Annotated in this window: 18 protein-coding genes; 8 read left to right on the top strand and 10 right to left on the bottom strand. The window is 74.5% G+C overall.

Annotation, left to right across the window (positions count from 1 at the left end):
* Positions 1-23 precede the first annotated feature (23 nt).
* From ACFV1W_RS05860 to ACFV1W_RS05850, 3 genes are read right to left on the bottom strand one after another with little or no spacing between them, the layout of a single operon-like run.
* Positions 24-1,277 carry an ABC transporter permease gene (locus ACFV1W_RS05860; protein WP_380413487.1) on the bottom strand — a complete coding sequence of 418 codons (1,254 nt, stop codon included), beginning with the start codon at positions 1,275-1,277 and terminating at the stop codon, positions 24-26.
* Complete coding sequence (locus tag ACFV1W_RS05855; RefSeq protein ID WP_380413485.1) at positions 1,278-1,973, bottom strand: ABC transporter ATP-binding protein; 696 nt, start codon at positions 1,971-1,973, stop codon at positions 1,278-1,280.
* Positions 1,970-3,541, bottom strand: a complete 1,572-nt coding sequence (locus ACFV1W_RS05850; RefSeq protein WP_380413483.1) for a peptidoglycan-binding protein — start codon at positions 3,539-3,541, stop codon at positions 1,970-1,972. The genes ACFV1W_RS05855 and ACFV1W_RS05850 overlap by 4 nt, the downstream gene beginning before the upstream one ends.
* Before the next feature lie 277 nt (positions 3,542-3,818).
* Between ACFV1W_RS05850 and ACFV1W_RS05845 the strand changes: the two genes are divergently transcribed.
* A complete protein-coding gene (locus ACFV1W_RS05845) occupies positions 3,819-5,132 on the top strand; it encodes a M18 family aminopeptidase (RefSeq protein WP_380413481.1) in 1,314 nt (437 codons plus the stop codon).
* A 78-nt stretch (positions 5,133-5,210) separates the two neighbouring features.
* Here ACFV1W_RS05845 and ACFV1W_RS05840 read toward each other — a convergent pair whose 3' ends face one another.
* From ACFV1W_RS05840 to ACFV1W_RS05825, 4 genes are all read right to left on the bottom strand, one after another.
* A complete protein-coding gene (locus ACFV1W_RS05840; protein WP_380413479.1) occupies positions 5,211-7,025 on the bottom strand; it encodes an NHL domain-containing thioredoxin family protein in 1,815 nt (604 codons plus the stop codon).
* A 116-nt stretch (positions 7,026-7,141) separates the two neighbouring features.
* The gene (locus ACFV1W_RS05835; RefSeq protein WP_380413477.1) at positions 7,142-7,876 is read right to left on the bottom strand and encodes a hypothetical protein; all 735 of its coding nucleotides are present in this window, start codon (positions 7,874-7,876) and stop codon (positions 7,142-7,144) included.
* Between the two features lie 33 nt (positions 7,877-7,909).
* On the bottom strand, positions 7,910-8,416 hold the full coding sequence (locus ACFV1W_RS05830) for a GNAT family N-acetyltransferase (protein ID WP_380413476.1): 507 nt from the start codon (positions 8,414-8,416) through the stop codon (positions 7,910-7,912).
* A gap of 109 nt (positions 8,417-8,525) precedes the next feature.
* The gene (locus ACFV1W_RS05825; protein WP_380413700.1) at positions 8,526-8,858 is read right to left on the bottom strand and encodes a winged helix-turn-helix transcriptional regulator; all 333 of its coding nucleotides are present in this window, start codon (positions 8,856-8,858) and stop codon (positions 8,526-8,528) included.
* A gap of 96 nt (positions 8,859-8,954) precedes the next feature.
* On the opposite strand from ACFV1W_RS05825, the gene ACFV1W_RS05820 reads away from it, so the two are divergent.
* On the top strand, positions 8,955-9,845 hold the full coding sequence (locus ACFV1W_RS05820; RefSeq protein ID WP_380413474.1) for an NAD(P)-binding domain-containing protein: 891 nt from the start codon (positions 8,955-8,957) through the stop codon (positions 9,843-9,845).
* 23 nt (positions 9,846-9,868) lie between these two features.
* On the top strand, positions 9,869-10,438 hold the full coding sequence (locus ACFV1W_RS05815) for a GNAT family N-acetyltransferase (RefSeq protein ID WP_380413472.1): 570 nt from the start codon (positions 9,869-9,871) through the stop codon (positions 10,436-10,438).
* A 34-nt stretch (positions 10,439-10,472) separates the two neighbouring features.
* Here ACFV1W_RS05815 and ACFV1W_RS05810 read toward each other — a convergent pair whose 3' ends face one another.
* Entirely contained in the window at positions 10,473-11,528 is a 1,056-nt protein-coding gene (locus tag ACFV1W_RS05810; RefSeq protein WP_380413470.1) for an aldo/keto reductase, read from the bottom strand.
* A 164-nt stretch (positions 11,529-11,692) separates the two neighbouring features.
* Here ACFV1W_RS05810 and ACFV1W_RS05805 point away from each other — a divergent pair, with 164 nt between their 5' ends.
* The 4 genes from ACFV1W_RS05805 to cutA all read left to right on the top strand — a co-directional run bounded on the left by ACFV1W_RS05805 (position 11,693) and on the right by cutA (position 15,170).
* Positions 11,693-12,664 carry a hypothetical protein gene (locus ACFV1W_RS05805; protein ID WP_380413468.1) on the top strand — a complete coding sequence of 324 codons (972 nt, stop codon included), beginning with the start codon at positions 11,693-11,695 and terminating at the stop codon, positions 12,662-12,664.
* 76 nt (positions 12,665-12,740) lie between these two features.
* Positions 12,741-13,709: an NAD(P)/FAD-dependent oxidoreductase gene (locus ACFV1W_RS05800; RefSeq protein ID WP_380413467.1), complete on the top strand. Its 969-nt coding sequence runs from the start codon at positions 12,741-12,743 to the stop codon at positions 13,707-13,709.
* Positions 13,710-13,827: 118 nt separating this feature from the next.
* Positions 13,828-14,733: a class I SAM-dependent methyltransferase gene (locus ACFV1W_RS05795; protein WP_380413465.1), complete on the top strand. Its 906-nt coding sequence runs from the start codon at positions 13,828-13,830 to the stop codon at positions 14,731-14,733.
* Positions 14,734-14,840: 107 nt separating this feature from the next.
* Positions 14,841-15,170: a divalent-cation tolerance protein CutA gene (cutA, locus tag ACFV1W_RS05790; RefSeq protein ID WP_380413463.1), complete on the top strand. Its 330-nt coding sequence runs from the start codon at positions 14,841-14,843 to the stop codon at positions 15,168-15,170.
* Positions 15,171-15,174: 4 nt separating this feature from the next.
* Here cutA and ACFV1W_RS05785 read toward each other — a convergent pair whose 3' ends face one another.
* Both ACFV1W_RS05785 and ACFV1W_RS05780 read right to left on the bottom strand, forming a co-directional pair.
* On the bottom strand, positions 15,175-15,825 hold the full coding sequence (locus tag ACFV1W_RS05785) for a response regulator transcription factor (RefSeq protein ID WP_030290358.1): 651 nt from the start codon (positions 15,823-15,825) through the stop codon (positions 15,175-15,177).
* Complete coding sequence (locus ACFV1W_RS05780; RefSeq protein WP_380413461.1) at positions 15,789-17,153, bottom strand: sensor histidine kinase; 1,365 nt, start codon at positions 17,151-17,153, stop codon at positions 15,789-15,791. The genes ACFV1W_RS05785 and ACFV1W_RS05780 overlap by 37 nt, the downstream gene beginning before the upstream one ends.
* A 263-nt stretch (positions 17,154-17,416) precedes the next feature.
* On the opposite strand from ACFV1W_RS05780, the gene ACFV1W_RS05775 reads away from it, so the two are divergent.
* Complete coding sequence (locus ACFV1W_RS05775; RefSeq protein WP_380413459.1) at positions 17,417-19,501, top strand: serine hydrolase domain-containing protein; 2,085 nt, start codon at positions 17,417-17,419, stop codon at positions 19,499-19,501.
* Positions 19,502-19,647 lie beyond the last annotated feature (146 nt).

The following is a 19,647-nucleotide window of genomic DNA, read 5'->3' as shown; positions in this document are numbered from 1 at the left end:
GCTGCCCTCGCTGGCTGTTGCCGTCAGGAGCCGCGCAGGGCCTGGAGCGGGTCCGTCCGGGCGGCGCGCAGGGCCGGGTAGAGGCCCGCCAGCAGGCCGACGACGGTGCCGATGAGCGGGGCGGGCAGGGTGGTCGCGGGGTGGAGGACGGCGGTCCAGTCGCGGGCGGCGGCCACGCCGAGGACCGTCAGCACGCCGAGGCCGGTGCCGATCAGGCCGCCGAGGGTGCCGAGGGCGGTGGACTCGGTGAGGAACTGGGCCGCGATGTGGCCGGTGCGGGCGCCCAGGGAGCGGCGCAGGCCGATCTCCTGGGTCCGTTCCAGGACGGCGACCAGGGTGGTGTTGGCGATGCCGACCGCGCCGACCAGCAGGCAGATCCCGGCCAGGGCCAGGAACAGCCCGGTCAGGTCGGAGGCCACCGTGTCCTGCAGGCCGTGCGGGTCCGGGGGCGGGACGACGGTGAACGCGGCGGGGGCGTCCGGCCGCAGGGCGAGCGGGAGTTGGGCCGCCACCACGGGCGCGGCGCCGACCCGGGTGGCGACCAGCGCCTGGGCGCCGCGGTCCGGCTGGGGGACCGGGTTGCCGAAGTGCTCCAGCGCCGTGCTCGCCGGGATCAGCAGGCTCAGCAGTGCGCCCGGCTGGCGCTGGACGTCCGAGTAGATGCCGACCACGGTGTACGGCACGCGGTCGATGAAGACGGCGGGCTGGGCGTCCAGCCGGCTCACCCCGAGGCGTTTGGCGGCGGCCTCGCTGAGCAGCACCACCGGCTGCGCCGTCCGCTGGACGAACTCGTCCAGGCCGACCCCGGCGGTCAGGGTCGGCTCCATCGCGGCGACCGCGCCCGGGGTGGCCGCCAGGACGGACAGCCCGGTTCCCTCGTCGGGGCCGTCCGGGCGTCGGGAGAGCGTCGGGGCGCCGCCGGGCACCGGCCACCAGACGCCGCCGGCCCGTACGCCGTCGATCGCGGCGATCCGGCGGTCGGCGTCGGCGGGGAAGTCGCTCGGCGGGTTGGTGCCGGGGGCGACGCCGTCGGTGCGCGGCTGGTCGGTCACGGTGACGGTGGTGGCCCTGGTGAGGCTGAACCGCTCGCCGATCTGGCCGGTGGCGGTTGCGGTGAGGCCGAGGACGGCGACGAAGGCGCCGATGCCGAGCACCGTGCCGAGCATGGTGAGCACCGAGCGTCCCGGGCGCTGGAGGATGCCGGACAGGGCCTCGGAGAGCAGGTCGCGCGCGCCCAGGTGGGACGGCGGTCCGGGGAGCACGGAACGGGGAGCCACTCAGACCACCCCGGGCGCGGTGAGGCGGCCGTCGCGGATGGTGGCCCGGCGCTCGGCGCGGGCGGCCACCGACGGGTCGTGGGTGATCACCAGCAGGGTGAAGCCCTGGGCGTGCAGGGCGTCGAACCGCGCCAGCACCGCCTCGGCGTTGGCCGAGTCCAGGTTGCCGGTCGGCTCGTCGCACAGCAGCAGGCTGGGCCGGTTCACCAGGGCCCGGGCGATCGCCACCCGCTGGCGCTCGCCGCCGGACATGGTGGCGGGCAGGGCGTCCGTGCGGTGGCCGAGGCCGACCAGGCGCAGCGCCTCCAGGGCGGCGGCCCGGCGGGTGCGGCGCGGGGTGCGGTTGTAGACCTGGGCGAGGAGGACGTTCTCCTCGGCGGTGCGGTGCGGGAGCAGGTGGAAGGACTGGAAGACGAAGCCGATCCGGCTCCCGCGCAGGGTGGAGCGGTCCTTGTCGCGCAGGCTGCCGGTGTCGATGCCGTCCAGCTCGTAGCGGCCGGTGGTGGGGGTGTCGAGCAGGCCGAGCAGGTGCAGCAGGGTCGACTTTCCGGAGCCGGACGGCCCGGTGACTGCCAGGTAGTCGCCGCGGTGGACGGTCAGGTCGGTGGGGCGCAGGGCGGCCACGGGCGGGCTGCCGGGGTGGGTGCGGCCGACGCCGTGCAGGGCGATCACGGGGGTCGGGGTCCCGGCCGTCACTTGCCGACCACCACCTGTTCGCCGGGCCGCAGTCGGGCGCCCTCGGCGGGGGTGACGGCCACCAGGCCGTCCGCGGTGACGCCGGTGGCGACCGGGACGGTGGTGCGGTTCCCGGCCGGGTCCACCCTGGTGACGGAGGTCCGGCCGGCGGCATCGGTGGAGATCGCGGCGACCGGGACGGCGGTGACGGGGGCGCCCGCCTTGGCCTTGAGGACGGTGAGCCGGAGGTTCCTGCCGTTCATGGCGGCGGGCAGGGGCGTGTCCGGAGTGATCGTCACCGGTGCGTAACTCTGGCCGCCGGGTTGGTTGTCGGTGGATCCGGCGGGCCGGCCTGCGGCGGGCTGGGCGGGTGATCCGCCGGGTGCGGCGCCGGCCGGTGCGTCTCCGGCGCCGCCGAGGGTGATCACCTTGCCGGCCGGGGGAGCGGTGGTCGGGGCGCCGACCTCGGAAACCGTGCCGTGGACGGTGGTGCCGGTGACCTCTTCGAGCAGCTCGACGGCCATGCCCGGTACGACGCCCGCCGCCTGAGCCGGGGTCAGCTGCCCGGTGACGGCCAGGCCACCGCTGGTGAGCGACAGCAGGGGGCCGGAGACGGGCGAGCCGACCGCGCCGTTGACGGCGGTGACGGTCGCGGGGAGGGCGGGCAGGAAGAGCACGTGGGCGGCGGGCACCATCGGGCCGTTGGCGGCTTCGGCCTTGGCCAGGGCGGCCTGGTCGGTGGCCAACTGCTTCCGTGCGGAGGCGAGTTGGTGGTCGAGGTCGCCGGTGGGCTGTTGCTGGGCCGGCTGGGCCGGTTGTGCCTGCTGGGACGGCTGGGACGGTTGGGCCGGTGGCGGGTTCCGGGGAGCGGTGGTGGCCGCCTTCTTCTGCGCGGTGAGGTTCTCCAGCGTCTGCCGGTCGGAGTCGACCGCCTTCTGCGCGGTGTCCACGGCCTGCTGGGTGGTGGCGCCGGTGGCGGGCACCGGGTAGCCGAGCGCGCGGTAGAACGCGGACACCGCGGCGGCGGTGCCCGGCCCGTACGACCCCTCGTCGTCGTCGCCGCGGCCGTGCCCCAACCCGGCCAGGGCGGACTGGAGTTCGGCCACGTCGGGGCCGGTGCTGCCCGGCCTGAGATCGCGGTACGCGGGCACCGGTCCGGGGAGGGCGAACAGCGGCTGCCCGGACACCTCGGCGAGCAGCTTGCCGGCCGTCACGGTGTCCCCGGGCTTCACGCCCAGCTCGGAGACGAACAGCGCGGTCACCTCGGGCGAGGCCGCCGCCGGGACCACGTTGTACTGCGACGGCGGGTACACCACCGCGCGGGCGGCGATCGAGGGCGTCAGCACCTGGCTGACGACCGGCGCCGTGAGCAGGCTGTTCGGCGGCGGTGCGGTCCGCGCCGCCCGGTCGGCCGGGGACCGCACCAGCGCCGCGGCCCCCACCCCGCCCACCGCCACCAGCCCGGCGGCCAGTGCCACCCCCAGCAGCGCCCGCCGCCGCCGCACGGACCGCGACCGCGCGGGCGGCGGCGACGGCGGCGGCTCGGCGCCGGGTTCGACGGTCTCGTCGGCGGGCGTCGTGGTGGCCAACTGTTTTCCCTCCCCGGTGACTTCAGTGTGGGTCAGGTTCATCATCCGACTGTCGGGCGCCGCCCGTGGGCCGTTCGCGTGCAGGAGTCCGCTGACGGTGGGCGGCCAGGGGGGATCACGTGGTGAAGGAACCCCCGTGAGGTGCGGGTTCACGGTTGTGTCCGTGTTCAACAACGGCTGCCGGGTATCGAATGCCATGTCCGTGTACGGGCATATGCTCAAGGTGCGAAGCCGATCCCCCATTACGGCTTCGGCCCTCCCTCGACCCTGGAGCAGTATGTCGACCGCCGCCCGCCGGGCATTCTTCGACCGGACGCACACCGACGATCTGATCGCGTTCCTCGGCACCTCGCCGTCCCCGTACCACGCGGTCGCGAGCGCCGCCCAGCGCCTGGAGAAGGCGGGGTTCCGTCAGGTCGCGGAGACGGACGCCTGGGACAGGTCGGTCGGCGGGCGCTACCTGATCCGCGGTGGCGCGCTGATCGCCTGGTACCTGCCGGAGGGGGCGGGGCCGGAGACGCCGTTCCGGATCGTCGGCACCCACACCGACTCCCCCAACCTGCGGGTGAAGCCGGTGCCGGACACCGGCTCGGCCGGGTGGCGGCAGGTGGCGGTGGAGATCTACGGCGGGGTGCCGCTGAACACCTGGCTCGACCGTGACCTCGGCCTGTCCGGCAGACTGGCGCTGAAGGACGGCAGTGCGCGGCTCGTCCAGCTGGACGAGCCGCTGCTGCGCGTGCCCCAGCTCGCCATCCACCTGGACCGCCAGGTCAACGACGGCATGAAGCTCGACCGGCAGCGCCACCTCACCCCGATCTGGGGCCTCGGCCCGGTCGACGAGGGCTCGCTGATCGCCCACGTCGCCGAGCGGGCCGGGCTGGCCGCCGAGGACGTGGCCGGCTGGGACCTCATGACCCACGACGTCCAGCCCGCCTCCTACCTGGGCCGGGACCGCGAGCTGCTGGCCGGCCCGCGCCTGGACAACCTGCTCTCGGTGCACGCGGCCACCGCCGCGCTGGCCGCCGTCGCGGTGGCCGTCGCCGAGGGCGAGGTCGTGCTGCCGTACATCCCGGTGCTGGCCGCGTTCGACCACGAGGAGACCGGCAGCGAGTCCGACACCGGCGCGCAGAGCCCGCTGCTCGGCAACGTTCTCGACCGGACGATCCACGCCCGCGGCGGCTCCCCGGAGGACCGTGTCCGGGCGCTGGCCGGCACCGTCTGCCTGTCCTCCGACATGGGTCACGCCGTCCACCCGAACTACTCCGAGCGGCACGAGCCGGGCCACCACCCGCTGCCGAACGACGGGCCGATCCTCAAGGTCAACGTCAACAACCGCTACGCGACCGACGGTGTCGGCCGGGCGGTGTTCGCGGCGGCCTGCGAGAAGGCCGGCGTGCCGTGGCAGACCTTCGTGTCCAACAACGCGATGCCCTGCGGTACGACGATCGGCCCGATCACGGCGGCGCGGCTGGGCATCAAGACGGTGGACTGCGGCATCGCGGCGCTGTCCATGCACTCGGCGCGCGAGCTGTGCGGAGCGGAGGACCCGTACCTGCTGGCGAGCGCGATCAAGGCCTTCCTGGAGGGCTGAGCACGCTGACGCGCAGGGGGACCGCCGGTGTTCCGGCGGTCCCCCTGCGCGTTGCCCGGCTACTCCATCGTCGCCCGGCTACTCCATGCCCGCGAGGACCAGCGGGAGGCGGCGGACGCCGTCGGCGACCAGCTTCACCGGCACGCCCCAGTCCTGCTGGTGCACGTGGCAGGCCGGGAACTCGATCTCCGGGTCGTCGTCGCAGGAGGCGGCCATCGCCGAGACGTGCAGCACGCCCTCGGTGACCTGCTCGGACAGCACCAGCTCACGGGAGAGGTCGGTGTCCGCGCCCGCGCCGGAGACCAGCAGCTCGGGCGGGGTCGCGCTGACCAGCAGCCGGGTGGACGGGCCGTAGCGCTCGTCCAGCTTCTGGCCGCTCGGCGCCTCGAAGACCACGTCGAGGCGGAGGGCGCCGGGCGCGACCTCGGTGGCCGCGCGCTGGGTGCGGTGCGCCACCGACTCCACCCGCACGGCCTCCTCCGGCAGCCGCAGCCGGGTCAGCCGGTGCCGGGCAGACTCGATCACCACGATGTCGCCGTCCACCAGCACCGCCCCGGAGGGCTCGCGCAGGTCGGTGGCCAGGGTGGTGACCTCGCCGCTCGCCGGGTCGAAGCGGCGCAGCGCGTGGTTGTAGGTGTCGCTGACGGCCACCGAGCCGTCCGGCAGCACGGTCACGCCCAGCGGGTGCTGGAACAGGGCCTGGTCGGCGGCGCCGTCGCGGTGGCCGAAGTCGAACAGGCCGGTGCCGACGGCGGTTTCGACCGTCATGGTTTCACGTGAAACGAAACGCAGCGCGGAGGTCTCGGAGTCCGCCACCCAGAGCGTCCCGCCGTCCGCGGAGACGGCCAGGCCGGACGGCTGGGCGAACCAGGCCTGGGCGGCCGGGCCGTCCACCAGGCCCTCGTTGGTGGTACCGGCCGCGACGCCGACCGTGCCGGCCGCCGGGTCGTACGCCCACAGCTGGTGCACGCCGGCCATCGCGATCCACACCCGGCCGTCGAACCAGGCGACGTCCCAGGGCGAGGAGAGGTCCACCTCGCGGGCCGGGCCCTCGGTGGCCGAGCCCTGCCACCACTGGCGCCCGGTGCCGGCCAGGGTGGTGACGCTGCCGTCGGCGAGGCGCAGGCCGCGCAGCGCGTGGTTCACGGTGTCGGCCACGACCACGTCGTAGTCGTGGCCCTCCGGCAGCAGCGCGAGGCCCTGCGGCTCGCTGAACCGGGGACGGGTGCCGTCCACCAGGCCGCGCTGCCCGTCCCCGATCCGGCGCACCACCGTCTCGCCGTCCTCGGCCAGCTCGACCAGCGAGTGGTGCCCGGAGTCGGCGACCAGGAAGTGCCCGTTCGGCAGCCGGACCGCCTTGCCGGGGAACTTGAGGTCCCCGACGGCCGGCTCGGGCGCCACGTACGGGCCGTCCCCGCGCCGCAGGGTGCCCTTGGCCTCGTGCTCCGCCTCCAGCTCCGCCACCAGCTTGGCGATCGCGTGGGCGTGGCCCTCACCGGCGTGCTGGGCCACCACGTAGCCCTCGGGGTCGATCACCACGAGTGTCGGCCAGGCCCGGACGGCGTACTGCTTCCAGGTCGCGAGCTCCGGGTCGTCCAGCACCGGGTGGTGCACCTCGTACCGGGCGACGGCGTCCACTACGGCCTGGTGGTCGGCCTCGTGCACGAACTTGGGCGAGTGCACGCCGACGATCACCACGGTGTCGCGGTGCTCCTCCTCCAGCTCGCGGAGTTCGTCGAGGACGTGCAGACAGTTGATGCAGCAGAAGGTCCAGAAGTCTAGTACCAAAATGCGACCTCGGAAGTCTGCCAGGGACAGATCCTTGCCGCCTGTGTTGAGCCATCCACCGGCGCCGACCAGCTCGGGGGCGCGGACACGTGCACGAGAAGCCATGCCCCAATCAAACCTCACGCCGTCCGTACGCATTCCGGGCGTGCCGGGTCAGCCGACTGCTGTGCGGGCGGCGCTGGTCCCCACGAGCTCGCTCCACCTTCGGTGGGGCTCGGGGGTCAGGGGAGGACGCGGAGGTCGGTGAGGGGCTGGAGGGCGGACTCGTAGCGGATCAGGCGGGTGCGGAGCCGGAGGGCGACGTCGACGCGTTCGCCGGGGCGGGTCAGGGTGGCGACGAGGCGGTCGGCGAAGGTGTCGAGCTCCTCGGGGGTGATCCGGCGGCCGGTGAAGCGGGCGGTGTGCTGGACGGGCAGGCCAGCGGCGCGGGAGCCGAGGTCGTCGGTGGCGGCGGGAGTGAGATGGGTGGTGGGGGCCGGGTGGAGGCCGGGGGTGAGGGCGGCCGGGAGGGTGGGGCTGGTGGGGGTTTCGGCGGCCCACCAGACGGTCAGGTCGGGGTCGGTGAGGAGTTCGGGGCTGTCGGCGGCGCGGGTCCAGTAGCCGGTCGGGTCGCCGTCGATGTCGTGGGCGGCCTCCGCCAGGCCGTGGCGGCGCAGCAGGGCGACGGTCTCCCGGCAGTGGGCGCGCAGGACGGCGTAGGTGTCCTCGGCGTGGGGCGGGGACCCGGCCGGGGAGAGGTGGAGCCAGTGGTCGTACGAGCCGGTGCGGTCCGCGGGGTCGGTGGAGACGCGGACCCACATGCGGCTCCGGCCGTCGGGGGTGGTGGTCAGGCTCCAGGGCCCGGCGTCCGGCCCGGCGTCCGGCCCGTGGTCGGGTCCGAGCAGCCGGGCCAGTCCGTCGGTGCTGGGCGCGAGGCCCTCGGGCCAGCGCAGGGACAGCGAGGCGTCGACGGACACGGTGGCTCCTCCGGGATCTTCGGGGCTCGGATGCTACGGGTGCGGAAGATCGGCCTGCCAGCGGATTTCGCCGTCCTGGGTGTGCGGGGTCGGGTGGAGGCCGAGGTTGTGGGCGATGCGGGCGGAGGCCTCGTGGTCGGGGTGGATGTGGGCGAGTGCGGTGGTGACGCCGGTGGCGGCGAGGTGGTCGAGCAGGGCGCGGGCGGCCTCGGTGGCCAGGCCGCGGCGCTGCCAGGGGGTGCCGACCACCCAGGCGAGTTCGGCTTCGGCGGTCTCGGGGCGGACGGTGGCCTGGACGTAGCCGGTCAGGGCGCCGCCGGTGCGCAGCCGCAGGGCCCAGTTGCCCCAGACCTGGGCCGGGTCCGGGGAGCCGGCGGCGAGCCGGGCGCAGCGGGCGCGCATCTCCTCGGGTGTGGCCGGGCGGCCGCCGGTGAAGGCGTGCAGGGAGGGGTCGGCGAGGGCGGCGGCGAGTTCGTCGGCGTGGTCGGGGGCGAGGGGGAGGAGGTCGAGGCGCTCGGTGCGCAGGGAGGTGATCAGCATGGCCACATTGAAGCGCCGCGGCGCGGCGGTGCCGACCGGCGGGTGCGGGTCGAATCGCCTGCGTCGACCGCCTGGCGGCGGAGGAGCACCGAGCGGAGGAGCACTGAGGTCAGCGGTTGAGGACGTGCTCCTGGCCCCAGGCACCCAGCGGGGCCAGCGCCGCGTTCAGGTGCCGTCCCGTCTCGGTCAGCGCGTACTCGACCCGGGGCGGCACCTCCTGGTGCGCCTCCCGGTGCACGATGCCGTCCGCCTCCAGCTCGCGCAGGTGGGCGGCCAGCACCTTCTCGGTGATCCCCGGCACCAGGCGGCGCAGTTCGCCGAAGCGGCAGTGCGGGCGCTCGCCGAGGGCCCACAGGATCAGCACCTTCCACTTGCCGCCGATCACGTCCATCGCGGCGTCGATCCCGCAGACGTGCGCCCCCGGCCTCGGCACGGTCGCCATGCCCACCCCTTCCGACCTCGTCACTCACTCCAGGGTAACCACCCACTCCGAAGTGCGTACTTGATCACGGACGGAGCTGCGCCGAGGCTGATCGGCATGGAACGGAACGCAGTTGAGAACGTCGGAAAGACCCCTGTCACCCTGCTCGGCCTCGGTGCGATGGGCACCGCACTGGCCCGCGCCTGGCTCGCCGCCGGGCACCCGCTGACCGTCTGGAACCGCTCCGCCGCCCGCGCCGGGGCGCTCGCCGCCGAGGGCGCCTCGGTGGCGGCCACCGCCGCCGAGGCCGTCGCGGCGGGCCGGCTGGTGGTGGTCTGCCTGCTGGACGACGCCTCGGTCGGGGAGGCGCTGGCCGGGGCCGACCTGGCCGGGCGGGACCTGGTCAACCTGGTCACCAGCACCCCCGGCCAGGCCCGCGCCCGGGCCGCCTGGGCCGAGGCCCGCGGCGCCCGCTACCTGGACGGCGGGATCATGGCCGTCCCGCCGATGATCGGCGTCCCGGCGGCCGGGGCGTACGTGTTCTACAGCGGCTCGGCGGAGCTGTTCGAGGAGCACCGGGAGACACTGGCCGCCCCGGCCGCCGTCCGGTACGTCGGCGCGGACGCCGGGCACGCGGCGCTGCACGACGTGGCGCTGCTCAGCGCGATGTACGGGATGTTCGCCGGGATCGCGCACGCCTTCGCGCTGGTGCGGGGCGAGGGCGTGAAGCCGGGCGATCTGGCCCCGCTGCTGGGGAGCTGGCTCACCGCGATGGCCGGGTCGGTGGAACAGACGGCGGCGCAACTGGAGAGCGGCGACTACACCACGGGCGTGGTCTCCAACCTGGCGATGCAGGTGGCGGGCAAGGAGACGCTGCTGCGCACCGCCGAGGAGCAGCGGGTGAGCGTCGAACTGCTTTCCCCGTACTTCCGGCTGATGGAGCACCGGCTGGCGCTCGGCAGCGGCGCCGAGGACCTGACCGGGGTGGTCGACCTGCTGCGGCGGTGAGGGTCGGCCGGTAACGTACCGGCATGGCTGACCTTGAAGAACGCGCCGATGTCGTCGCGTCCGGCTCACGGCTGACCGGGGCGGAGGCGGGCGTGCGCCGGCGCCGCGCGGCCGACCTCGCCGAGTGCGTCCGGGCCCTGGCCGATGTGCACGCCGCCGACGGCTACCCCGCCGAGTGGCCCGAGCGGCCCGCCGCCTGGCTCTCCCCGGACGGCCTGCTGGCGGCCTGGATCGCCGAGGCGGGCGGCCGGACCGCCGGTCACATCGGCCTGGTCCGCAGCACCCCGGAGGACATGGCCCCCGGACTGTGGAGCCTGCGGACCGGTGGACGCCCGGAACTCACCGCCGTGGTCGGCCGGTTGTTCGTCGCCCCGGCGGCGCGCGGACGGGCTGTCGGCGCACTGCTGCTGGCGCGTGCCGTGGCGCACGCGCGGGTGCTCGGGCTGCACCCCGTGCTCGACGTCCTCGCCACCGACACCGCAGCCCTGGCCCTCTACCGCCGTCTCGGCTGGACCCCGCTCGGCGGCGGCGAACAGCGGTGGGCCTCCGGCCGTACGGTCGTGGTCCACTGCTTCGCCGCGCCGAGGGGGTGAGCCGGACGCGGCGGCCCTCGACGGCCGGCCTCGATCAGGCCGCCGAGCGGTCGGCGCCGGGGCGGCGGCGGAGGGCGGGAGTGGTGAGGGACGGGGGCTGCCAGGCGCCGTCGGCCCGGTAGAGGTCGGTGCCGGGCGGGACGATGGCGTCGATCCGGTCGAGCGTGGCGTCGTCCAGGACCAGGTCGGCGCCCTTGAGGGCGGATTCGAGCTGCTCCATGGTGCGCGGGCCGATGATCACCGAGGTGACGGCGGGGTGGGCCAGCGGGAAGGCGGTCGCCAGCTCGGGCAGGGTGCGGCCGAGGTCCTCGGCGAGCTCGGTGAAGGCCTCGACCGCGTCCAGCTTGGCGACCGTGGTGGGCAGCGCCGGGTCGAAGCGGCCCGGGTTGATGGCGGCGCGGCCGGTGGTCAGGTCGACCGGGCGGCCCTTGCGGTAGCGGCCGGTGAGGAAGCCGCCGGCCAGCGGGCCCCAGGTCAGCGCCCCCATGCCGAGCCGCTGCACCACCGGCAGCACGTCGCGCTCGATGCCGCGGGCGAGCAGCGAGTACGGCGGCTGCTCGGTGCGGAAGCGCGGCAGGGCGCGGCGCTCGGCGACGTGGTGGGCGTCCACGATCTGCTCGGCGGGGAAGGTGGAGCAGCCGAAGGCGAGGATCTTGCCGGCCCGGACCAGGTCGTCCAGGACGGCGAGGGTCTCCTCGATGTCAGTGGTGTGGTCCGGCCGGTGGATCTGGTAGAGGTCGATCCGGTCGGTGCGCAGTCGGCGCAGGCTCTCCTCCACCTCGCGGACGATCCAGCGCCGCGAGTTGCCGCCGCGGGCCCGGCCCTCGCCCATGGGGAAGTGCGCCTTGGTGGCGAGCACGATCTCGTCCCGGTCGCCGCGGGCGGCCAGCGTCCTGCCGACGATCTCCTCGGACTCGCCGGCCGAGTAGATGTCGGCGGTGTCGACGAAGTTGATGCCCCGGTCGAGTGCGGTGTTGATGATCCTGGCGCAGTCGTCGTGGTCGGGATTGCCGATGGCGCCGAACATCATCGTGCCGAGGCAGTAGGCGCTCACCTCGATGCCGGTGCCGCCGAGGACGCGGTAGCGCACGGTCGTTCTCCCCAGGTTGGTGGGCCGGTGCTGCGGTGGTGCTCCAGAGGCTAGGAGTTGGAGTGCGCTCCAGGGCAAGTGCCTGCGCGGATCCCCCTGGCGGGGGAGCCGGATCAGCACGCGGGCGGAGGCCGGGACGGGGCGGCGCGGGCGAGCCTGGGGCCATGGGGAAGCGTGTGTGGGTGCGGGACGGCCGGGCGGCGGCGGGCTGGGGCGTGGGCTACGCCGGGTTCGGGCTTGGGTGCGCGCTGAGCGGGACGGCGCTGTGGAGCGCGGCCTGGCTGGGATGGGTGGTCGCCGGGGTGGGGCTGGCGGCGGCCGGGGCCGGGTGGGCGGCGGCGCGGGGGCGGCAGGGGCGGTGGCTGACGTGGTTGCTCCGGCTGCTGTGCGCCCTGGCCGTGGTGGCGTCCTGGAGCCTGCTGATGGACGTGGTGACACTGCTGTTCGGGCAGGCCGTGGACAGCGTCCCGGACGCGGTGGACAAGGCGCTGGCGGCGGCCGGGGCGCTGCTGCTGGCCGGGACGGCCCGGGCCCGGCGGCCGCTCGCGGAGCGGACGGCGACGGCGACCGGCCGCCCGGCGCCCTCGACGGCGCCGGCGGCCGTCCAACTCGCCGCCTGGGCCGGAAGCCTGGCCTTCCTGCCGTACGTGGTGATGAAGATGATCTGGGCGTTCGGCGGCAGCTTCGCCGGGGTCAGCGGGGACGAGATGTACGCGAGCTACGTGCACAACGGCTCCTCCGGGTTGTGGCTCGCGCTGGAGCGCTGGGGGCTGGACGGCACCGTGCTGCTGGCGGCGATCGGGGTGTTCCTGCTGTGGGGGCTGGTGCGGCCGTGGGGGCAGGTGTTCCCGCGCTGGACCCTGCCGCTGCGCGGCCGGGCCGTCCCGCGCTGGCTGCCGCTCACCCCGGCGCTGATCGGTGCGGCCACGCTGGTGCCGTACGGGCTGGTCGGGATCGGCTACCTGGCGCTGTGCTCGGCCGGGGTGATCGGCATCCGGCAGGGCGAATGGGCCACGCCCGAGCAGACCCTGCAGGTGGCCTGGGTCGGGGCCTGCGCCTTCGCCGGGTACGGAGTGGCGCTGGCGGTGGCCACCCGCTCGTACTGGCGGCGGACCGGGGGCGGCCGTGACTCCTGAACTCTTTGCTGAGTCAGCAACAAAGCTTGCCGATACAGGATGGTCGGTCGCAGCCTGGCGGTGGAGGTGAGCGACGATGAGCGGAACGAACACGGCGGAGCGCCACGATGCGGTGGTGATCGGCGCGGGCGCGGCGGGACTGAACGCCGCCCTGGTGCTGGGCCGGGCCCGGCGGCGGGTCGCGGTGGTGGACGCGGGTGAACCGCGCAACGCCCCCGCCGCCCGCATGCAGGGCTTCCTGAGCCGGGACGGCATGCCACCGGCCGCACTGCTGGCGGTCGGCCGGGAGGAGGTCGCCCGGTACGGGGTGGACCTGATCGACGGGCGGGTCGGGCACGTCGAGAACGCCGGGCCCGCCGAGACCGGCTTCGTGGTCCACCTGGCCGGCGGACAGGTGCTGCACGCGCGCCGGTTGGTCGTCGCCACCGGACTGCGGGACGGGCTGCCGGAACTGCCCGGCCTCGCCGAACGCTGGGGCCGGGACGTGCTGCACTGCCCGTACTGCCACGGCTGGGAGGTCCGCGACCGCCCGCTCGGAGTGCTCGGCACCGGCCCCGGGGCCGTCGACCAGGCGCTGCTGCTGCGGCAGTGGTCGGCGGACGTGGTGCTGCTCGCCCACACCCTGGAGCTGACCGCGGCCGACCGCGAGCGGCTCGCGGCACGCGGCGTCCGGGTCGCCGAGGGCCGGATCGTCCGGCTGGTGGGCGACGACGGGCGGCTGCACGGCGTCGAGCTCGACACCGGGCGGGTGGTCACCCGCGAGGCGGTGTTCGTCCTCCCGCGGCCGGTGCCCCGGGACGCGCTGCTCTTCGGCCTGGGCTGCGCACGGGACGACGACGGCTGGGTCACCACCGACCGGACCGGCCGCACCAGCGTGCCCGGCGTCTGGGCGGTCGGCAACGTCGCCGACCCGCGCGCCCAGGTGGTCGTCGCCGCCGGGTCGGGCGCGGCGGCCGCCTTCGCCCTCGACCACGACCTGGTGGACGAGGAGATCGGACGGGCGGTCGCGCTGCGCCGCGCGTCCGGCCCGGCCGTGGCCGCCTGAGCGGCGAAGCTACCGCCGTACCCGACCCACCGCCGAACCGGCTACCGAACCCACCGCCGAACCGGCAGAACCCACCGCCGAACCGGCCACCGAGTCCGCCACCACGGAGAGGGACACCATGTCCGCACACCAGCACCAGCACCAGAACGGGCACCAGCACCACGCGCACGCCCACGGCCACGGTCACGTGCCCGCCGCCGACCTCGACTGGGACGCCCTCGCGGCGCACCTGGAACTGGAGGCGGACCTGCGCGCCGGGGCCGTCACCGAGGCCGGGCGCTGGCTGTCCGGCCTCGCCGGGGACGGCTCGGTGCGCCGGGTTCTCGACGTCGGCGCCGGGCCCGGGGTGATCGCCGGGCTGCTCGCCGAGGTCTTCCCGGCGGCCGAGGTGGTCGCCGTCGACCAGTCGGCCGCCCTGCTGGAACGCGCCCGGACCCGCTCGGGCGGCCGCCTCGGCACCCAGCAGGCGGACCTGCCGGCCGAGTTCGACAAGCTCGGCGAGGCCGACCTGATCTGGTCCGGCAACGCGATCCACCACCTCGGCGACCAGCAGGGCGCGCTCACCGCCCTGGCCGGACGGCTGCGGCCCGGCGGACTGCTCGCGGTCGCCGAGAGTGGCCTGCCGGCGCGCTACCTGCCCCGCGACTTCGGCCTGGGGCGCCCCGGCTTCCAGGCCCGGCTGGACGCGGTGCACGAGGCCGGCTTCGCCGCGATGCGGGCCGAACTGCCCGGCACCACCGAGGAGATCGAGGACTGGCCGGCCATGCTGCGGCGGGCCGGACTCGTCCCCAGCGGCACCCGCACCTTCCTGGTCGACCACCCGGCCCCGCTGGCCCGGCCGGTCCGCGAGTACCTGCGGGCCCAGCTCGTCCGGCGCCACGACCAGCTCGCCGAGGTGCTCGACCCGCAGGACCGGGCGACCCTGGAGGCGCTGATCGAGCCGGACGCCCCGACCGGCGTCCTGCACCGATCGGACGCCTTCTACCTCTCGGCGATGACCGTCCACACCGCCCGCCGGGACTGAGAGCCGCCCCCGTCCGTCGCCTCCGAGGCTGCGACGGGCGGGGGCTTCCGGGTTTCCGGGCTTCTGGGTTTCCGGGCTTCCGGGCTTCGGGGCCCTAGGGTCGACGCATGACAGCGAACGAACAGGGCTTCGTCGTGGTGACCACCACCCACGAGAGCGAGGAGCAGGCCCGGGACCTGGCGGCCGCCGTGGTGCGGGAGCGGCTGGCGGCCTGTGCGCAGGTGTACCCCGTCCGCTCGGTGTACTGGTGGGAGGGTGAGGTGCAGGACGCCGAGGAGTGGCGGATCGACCTCAAGACCCGGGCCGAACTCGCCGACCGGCTGGCCGGGTTCGTCGCCGGCCGGCACCCGTACGAGACGCCCGAGGTGATCGCCGTGCCGGTGGTGTCCGGCAGCCCCGGCTACCTGCGCTGGGTGGCCGGGGAGACCGCGTCGTAGCGGATCAGGGCGCCACCTGGAGGAAGGCCAGCACCGCCAGCACCCGGCGGTGGTCCTCCTCGGAGGGGGGCAGGTCGAGCTTGAGGAAGATGTTGGCGGTGTGCTTCTTCACCGCGCGCTCGGTGATCACCATCCGCTCGGCGATCGCCCCGTTCGAACGCCCCTCGGCCATCAGCTCCAGCACCTCCCGCTCACGCGGCGTCAGGCGTTCCAGCGGCTTGGTGCGTTCGGTGTTGCTGACCAGCATCGCGATCACCTGGGGGTCGAGCGCGGTGCCGCCCGCGGCCACCCGGTGGACGGTGGCCACGAACTCGTCGGGGTCGAAGACCCGGTCCTTCAGCAGGTAGCCGATCGCTCCGCTGCCGTCGGCCAGCAACTCCTTGGCGTAGAGCTGCTCCACGTACTGGGAAAGCACGAGCACCGGCAGACCGGGGATCTGCCGGCGCGCTTCCAGAGCCGCCTGCAGGCCCTCGTCGGTGAACGTCGGTGGCAGTCGTACGTCGACGACTGCCACGTCCGGACGTTCGGTGAGGAGGGCCTGGAGGAGGTCCGGTCCGGTGTCCACCGCGGCCACGACCTCGAAGTCGTAAGCCTGCAGCATCCGGATCAGACCGTCCCTCAGGAGGAAGAGGTCCTCCGCGAGTACAACTCGCACGGCAGCTCCATCGTCAGGGTCGTGGGGCCGCCGAGCGGGCTGCGGACGGCCAGGACTCCGTCGAAGGTAGCAAGTCGGCGCTCCAGGCCGCGCAGGCCGGTGCCGCGGGAGGGGTCGGCGCCGCCGGTGCCGTCGTCCGTGACCTGGGCCTTCAGGGTGCCGTTCTCGTACCACAGTTGGACGTCGACGTGGCTGGCGCCGGCGTGCTTGGCGGCGTTGGTGAGGGCCTCGGAGACGGCGAAGTAGAGGGCGGACTCGACCGGGGCTTCGGGGCGGCCGGGCAGGTCGGCGGAGACGGTCACGTTCAGCGGGCTGTCCATGCACAGGGCCCGGACCGCGTCGGCGAGACCGCGGTCGGCCAGCACCGGCGGGTGGATGCCGCGGACCAGGTCGCGCAGCTCGTTCAGGGCGGAGGCGGAGGCCTGGCGGGTCTCGGCGAGCAGCTGCTTGGCGGCCTCCGGGTCCCGCTCGACCAGGCGCTCGGCCACACCCAGGTTCATGCCCATGGCCACCAGTCGGGCCTGCGCCCCGTCGTGCAGGTCCCGCTCGATGCGGCGCAGTTCCGCGGCCTGGGTGGTCAGCGCGTCGCGCCGGGTCTCGGTGAGGTGGGCGACCTTGCGCTCGGCGGCCAGCGCCTCGGTACGGGCGGTCGGGCCGAGCAGCGACTTGGCGAGCGCGGTGTGGGCCCGCATGACGCCGGGGGCGATGGCCAGGCCGGCCAGCATCACCGGGACGCCGAACAGTGCGGCGGTGCCGGCCGCACCCGAGTCGGTCACGTGGATCCACAGGTACCAGGTGTTGCCGCCGTTGTCGGCGATCGACTGCCAGAGCTGCGGCAGCAGCAGGCCGAGGACGCCGTACGCGACCACCGCGAGCGGGAGGACCGCCAGCGTGAAGCCGATCACCGGGTCGACCAGCAGCCAGAGCAGGTCACGCCAGGAGGCCGGGTCGGACAGCATCGCCTGGCAGCGCTTCCAGGCCCCCTTGAAGCCCGCCTCGGCGTCCGGAAGCGGCTGGTAGGGGTCGCGGATCTCGACGCCGGTCCAGTTGGCGGCCAGCCGGCGCCGAAGGTCGGCCAGGCCGCGGATCGCCAGGATCGTGGGCGGCACCAGCAGCGCGCCGACGCCCAGGCCCAGCAGGGAGGCGGCGACCGTGGCCGCGGTGAGCAGCAGCACCTGCGGCACCGCGAGGGCGGCCAGGACCGGGCCGCGCAGGCAGGACCGGATGGCGTTGCCCAGCGCCCGGAGCGGGTTGCGCCCGGATCGGCCGGTCGTGGTGTCGGTGTTCTGCACGTTGTTCACAACTCCCGTGGTGATGCTGCTGGTCATGACCGCTCGGCCCCTTCCGTGACGGCCTCGCGGCCGGTATCCCTACCCGTTGCTTGCTGACGACATCCAGACTGCCGTCCGCCGCGATTCCGATCACTGGGCCCTGGACCCCTCTTGGTGGTACCTGGGTACACCCCCCGATCGACGACCAGAGGCCATGTCCCGGGGAAGGGCGTCCCTCCTAGTGTTGTCGGTGTCGGGAGGCGACCCGCCACAGCGCGCCGGAGCTTCCACAATCAACTTGTGCAGAACGGGAGTTCACCATGAGCGAGCGACGCGTGGAGGCGAACCGGCCGCTGGTCAAGCGGGGTTGGGTCCGACTGGTCATGGTTCTGGCGGCCATCGGTCTGTTCCTGTACGGGCTCACGCCGGACCGTGCCCACGCGGCCACCACGACGGTGGCCAGCGGTAGTTCGGCAGCGGCGGGCGGCTCTACGGCACCACCCGACTCCGGGTCGGTGAAGCAGTTGTTCGACGAGATCGTGCCGAAACTGCTCGCCGAGCACAAGATCCCCGGCGCGGCGGTGAGCGTGGTGGCCGGCGGGAAGCAGGTCTTCGCCGGCGGGTACGGGGTCTCCGACGTGCCGAACCGCAAGCCCGTCGACCCGGCCCGGACGGCCTTCTTCATGGGCTCCGACGCCAAGGTGTTCACCGCCGTCGCCGTCCTCCAGCAGGTCCGGGCCGGCAAGTTGGACCTGCACGCGGACATCAACACCTACCTGACCACCTTCAAGATCCGGGACAGCTACCCGGGGCACCCGGTCACCGTCGAGAACCTGCTGACCCACACCGGCGGCTTCGACGACACCTTCATGGGGCTGGCGGAGGCCGAGCCCCGGAACAACGGCGGCCTCGGGGCCGCGCTGGCCGCCCACCAGCCGGACCGGGTCCGGGCCCCCGGGGCGACCGCCGCGTACGACAACTACGGTGTCGCGCTCGCCGGTTACCTGGTCGAGGTGGTCTCCGGTCAGCCGTTCGACCAGTACGTCGCCCAGCACGTCCTGCAGCCGCTCGGGATGGAGCACACCACCTTCACCCAGCCGCACCCCGCCCCCGTCGACGCCGACCTCGCGCACGGGTACCGCCCTGAAGGGGGCGGCCAGACCGAGACCAAGGGGCTGTACGGGCCGCTGACCCCGACCGGCGCGGCCGCCGTCACCACGGCGGGTGACATGGGGCGGCTGATGCTCGCCCAGCTCCACGGCGGGACCTTCGACGGCCGGTCGATCCTGGACCGGGAGGGCGCCGCCCTGCTGCTCGCCCGGCACTTCGGGCCGGACCAGCGGATGCCCGGGATGGCGTACCTGCTCGAACAGCGCAACCGGAACGGGCAGCAGCTCCTGGTCAAGGACGGGGACGTGCCCGGGTTCCACAGCAACCTGGCGCTGCTGCCGGCGCGGGGGGTCGGGCTGTACGTGACCGTGAACGGGGACGGGGAGGGGGGCACCGGGGGGTGGATGACCCAGCAGGTGCTGAACGACTTCGTGGACCGTTTCTACCCGGCTGCGGGGGCTGCGGGTAGTGGTGCTGCGGGTGCGGGTGCGGGTGCGGGTGCGGGTGCGGGTGCTGTGGGCGGGGACCTTTCGAAGTTCACCGGGGACTTCCGGTCGACGCGGGTGAGCCAGTCGAACCTGACCAAGGCGGCGGCGCTGATGGGGTCGGTGCACATCGCGGCGCGTGACGGGCGGCTGGTCGTGAGCGGGCCGGTCACCCGGGATCCCTCGGCGGGGGACACCCAGTGGGAGCAGGTGCAGCCGGGGCTGTTCCAGCAGGTGGGCGGCAGTGCGCAGATCGCCTTCGAGCTGAACGGGGACGGGGAGGTCGCCTCGATGCTGACGGACGGTGACCCGACCATCGCCTACGAGCCGTTGGCGTGGTACCAGGCTCCGGAGCTGCACCAGCGGGTCGCTCTGGGGAGCTTGGCGGTGCTGGTGCTGACGGTGCTCGGATGGGGCGTCGCGGCGGTGGTGCGGGCGGCTCGGGGCAAGGGGCGGGCCGGGCAGCCGGTGGCTCGGCTGCTGGGGTGGCTGACGGGAGCGGTGCTGGTGGTGGCGACGGCGGGGTTCGCGCTGCTGACCTCGGACTCCAATGCGCTGAACCAGACGCTGTTCCTGGGGGACTCCGCGCTGCTGAAGGTGGTGCCGGCGATGTACCTGGGGGCGGCCGTGCTGACGCTGCTGATGGTGGTCTGTGCGGTGGTTGCTTGGCGGCGGGGATGGTGGGGGGTGTTCGGGCGGCTGCACTACACGGGTGTGACGGTGGCGGCGCTGCTGTTCCTGGTGCTGGCGGGGGGTTATGACCTGATCGGAACGGGGAACTTGGCGGGGTCCCTGGATCTGATCGGATGAGGGGATGGGTGGGGCCCGGGGCCGGGGTGGCTCCGGGCCTTCTGGCTTTTCTGGGCGGGGGGGGGAGGTGGGGGGTTCTGGGGGTGGGGTGGGCTCTCGGGAGGGTGGGTGCCGGGGCGGTTCCGGGGGTGGCCGCTCCGGGGGCT

It is taken from the genome of Kitasatospora sp. NPDC059648 (assembly GCF_042734825.1).
In the GTDB taxonomy this organism is placed as follows: domain Bacteria; phylum Actinomycetota; class Actinomycetes; order Streptomycetales; family Streptomycetaceae; genus Kitasatospora.
Note: the sequence above shows the minus strand (reverse complement) of the source record. Positions and strands in the feature narration are given on the sequence as shown.

Coding starts and splice junctions, on each gene's coding strand:
- ACFV1W_RS05845 (WP_380413481.1), top strand. CDS start 3,819: ATGTCGACCGCCGCCCGCCGGGCATTCTTCGACCGGACGCACACCGAC.
- ACFV1W_RS05840 (WP_380413479.1), bottom strand. CDS start 7,025: ATGGCTTCTCGTGCACGTGTCCGCGCCCCCGAGCTGGTCGGCGCCGGT.
- ACFV1W_RS05830 (WP_380413476.1), bottom strand. CDS start 8,416: ATGCTGATCACCTCCCTGCGCACCGAGCGCCTCGACCTCCTCCCCCTC.
- ACFV1W_RS05825 (WP_380413700.1), bottom strand. CDS start 8,858: ATGGCGACCGTGCCGAGGCCGGGGGCGCACGTCTGCGGGATCGACGCC.
- ACFV1W_RS05820 (WP_380413474.1), top strand. CDS start 8,955: ATGGAACGGAACGCAGTTGAGAACGTCGGAAAGACCCCTGTCACCCTG.
- ACFV1W_RS05815 (WP_380413472.1), top strand. CDS start 9,869: ATGGCTGACCTTGAAGAACGCGCCGATGTCGTCGCGTCCGGCTCACGG.
- ACFV1W_RS05805 (WP_380413468.1), top strand. CDS start 11,693: ATGGGGAAGCGTGTGTGGGTGCGGGACGGCCGGGCGGCGGCGGGCTGG.
- ACFV1W_RS05800 (WP_380413467.1), top strand. CDS start 12,741: ATGAGCGGAACGAACACGGCGGAGCGCCACGATGCGGTGGTGATCGGC.
- ACFV1W_RS05795 (WP_380413465.1), top strand. CDS start 13,828: ATGTCCGCACACCAGCACCAGCACCAGAACGGGCACCAGCACCACGCG.
- cutA (WP_380413463.1), top strand. CDS start 14,841: ATGACAGCGAACGAACAGGGCTTCGTCGTGGTGACCACCACCCACGAG.
- ACFV1W_RS05780 (WP_380413461.1), bottom strand. CDS start 17,153: ATGACCAGCAGCATCACCACGGGAGTTGTGAACAACGTGCAGAACACC.
- ACFV1W_RS05775 (WP_380413459.1), top strand. CDS start 17,417: ATGAGCGAGCGACGCGTGGAGGCGAACCGGCCGCTGGTCAAGCGGGGT.